Here is a 2190-nt window from a genome sequence, read left to right on the forward strand (position 1 = left end):
CGCCGTCAAAATGTATATTCATTGTTAAAAAATAAATTGGGAGACAACATAATAAATCCCCGATAACATGGAAATATACATTGCTTCAACAAGGTAGGTCAATGAATTTTTATGTTTTTTCTTGTCTTTTAATTGCCGCTTAACTAACACATGCATGATCTCGTCTTTCATTTGCCTTGCGGATACGTACTTCCCTAAGAGTGCTTTTTGTAAACTTTGATTGTACAATTTCAATTCAGAAATGGAATGTAATTTGTGCAGTAACAGTCGTTTAGAGTCTTTACTTCTTTTAAATTTGGCCGGATAAAAGATAGCCAAGATGACCATTACAACAGCAAAAAGATCATAACTTGGTTTTGCTTCTCTTGTACCTAAGTGCCAATACGCCCGATCATAAAATTCCGAGTATTCTTTAACAGATCTTCCTATTTTTGTCGTCCCACCAACGTCGATAAATCGTACGATTGGTGAAGTACCTTCGATTAAAATATTGTCATTTTTCAGATCTCCAAAGACCCATCCAGCCTGATGCAACTTTTCCAATTGCTCTAACATTTGAATAAGAAATACTCCGATCCATTCATATCCATTTTGTTTCACAAACTTTTCAATACTTACTCCTTTAATATATTCCATAACATAAAAAGAATACATCTTGTCGCGATCATATTCCCAATCATCAACATCTAATAAAAAAGGCCCAAGACGGTTATCTTGAACCTTGTTTAAAGACTTTAATACATTCACCTCGGCAGTCATTGAACTAGATTGTTCACTAATTTTTAAGGCAACTAATCTTTGTCTCATTCTACATAGGTAAACTGTTCCAATCATACCAGCGCCAATTTTTCTTTCCACAATATACTTTTTCTTATTCCATTTCCCTTCAATTACAGTTCCTTGTCTAATAAAGAAACTATCCTTCTTCTGTAAATTCTTTGCCATAATAGAGACTTCCTCTCAGCTCCATTTTTCCAAACTGGTACATCGCATCTCGTATCGCAGGACCGGTTGGGGTTACTCCCCCGGTAACTAGCTTAGGGAATATAACAGAAATTGATTCGAGTTTCGGCGACCATTCGTGTACGACTTCCGTATTTTTTCGTTTACTTGGAAACTGGTAAATTGAAAACATATTATCACCTGTTCTAGCATGTAAATTGATTGATAAGTCTATTAATGCTTCTTGTACCGTCAGTAATTTATCATGCATGCTTGCACTCGTATCTACTAAAATAAGAACTTCTAAATTACATGTTTCCCCAAGATCCTCGACCATCTCCATCACTTCTCCACGTTTTTCGGGATCAATTTCCTCTAATGATTGTTCTTTACCGAGAATATTAGAAAGCTCCTTATTGACAAATCCTTGTAAAGTTTGAGACATTGCTTGTCTTGTAACAGCTTGTACCGTGTGAGATAAATCCTCTTTATAAACAATTTGACTTATCCCTCCACCAGCCCGAGCAATTTCTTCTACTTCTGCTAAACCACTATCCGTTTCATTTTGATAATCATCTAAAATACCGATAACATTCACTGTTATTCCACTTTTAAAGGCAACCGCCGCACTGTTTACGGGACTTTCTCCACTATTAGAACAGCCATCCGTAAGTAATAGAATTTGCCTTAATGTCCCTTTACTCAAATTCATCTACCTCCTAGAAATCATTACTATGTCTATGAAACATATATTTCACATTTCAATATGTTTACCTACTATTTTTACCAATTGAAAAGTGATCTATACATTTATTCAAGGAGGAGAGTGAACTTTATTTAGCTTCTCCATGGATAACGGGAATTGTCGCCCATTTCGGTTTATGTTTTTTAATCTTCGCTACTACTACCGTCATATCATCACGAATGGCCCCCTGCTCCCCACGAATAACTTCTTCAAGTAATAAATCTGCAATTTCCTGTGGTTCATCTGTTTTCATATTCAAAATTTTTCGCTTTAACCAAAGATCATTATTTTTAATATGCTTCGGCCCATCAAATATACCGTCGCTCATCATGATTAAAATATCCTCCGATTTTAATGGTTCACTCAAAGTCTCTAACTCAACATGTTCAATAATCCCAATTGGTAAATTATTCGCCTCCAGTTGAATGATTTCATCCCCTCTTTTGATGAAACTTGGTGATGATCCTATTTTTAAAAATCGTAAAACAGCATTATGAAGATTA

3 protein-coding genes are annotated in these 2190 nt (G+C 35.3%); all 3 read right to left on the reverse strand.

Translation table 11 applies throughout. From position 1 onward, the window contains the following. Nucleotides 1-24: 24 nt before the first annotated feature. Nucleotides 25-945 carry a protein kinase domain-containing protein gene (locus tag ACPYKA_RS20275; RefSeq protein WP_479543998.1) on the reverse strand — a complete coding sequence of 307 codons (921 nt, stop codon included), beginning with the start codon at nucleotides 943-945 and terminating at the stop codon, nucleotides 25-27. Next, on the reverse strand, nucleotides 917-1648 hold the full coding sequence (locus ACPYKA_RS20280; RefSeq protein WP_479543999.1) for a hypothetical protein: 732 nt from the start codon (nucleotides 1646-1648) through the stop codon (nucleotides 917-919). Before ACPYKA_RS20280 ends, ACPYKA_RS20275 begins: the two co-directional genes overlap by 29 nt. A 127-nt stretch (nucleotides 1649-1775) precedes the next feature. Further along, a partial coding sequence (locus tag ACPYKA_RS20285; RefSeq protein ID WP_479544000.1) for a SpoIIE family protein phosphatase occupies nucleotides 1776-2190 on the reverse strand: 415 nt, incomplete at its 5' end.

Source organism: Pseudogracilibacillus amylolyticus (SeqCode), from assembly GCF_051918545.1.
Taxonomy (GTDB): Bacteria; Bacillota; Bacilli; order Bacillales; family Amphibacillaceae; genus Pseudogracilibacillus.

Coding starts and splice junctions, on each gene's coding strand:
- ACPYKA_RS20275 (WP_479543998.1), bottom strand. CDS start 945: ATGGCAAAGAATTTACAGAAGAAGGATAGTTTCTTTATTAGACAAGGA.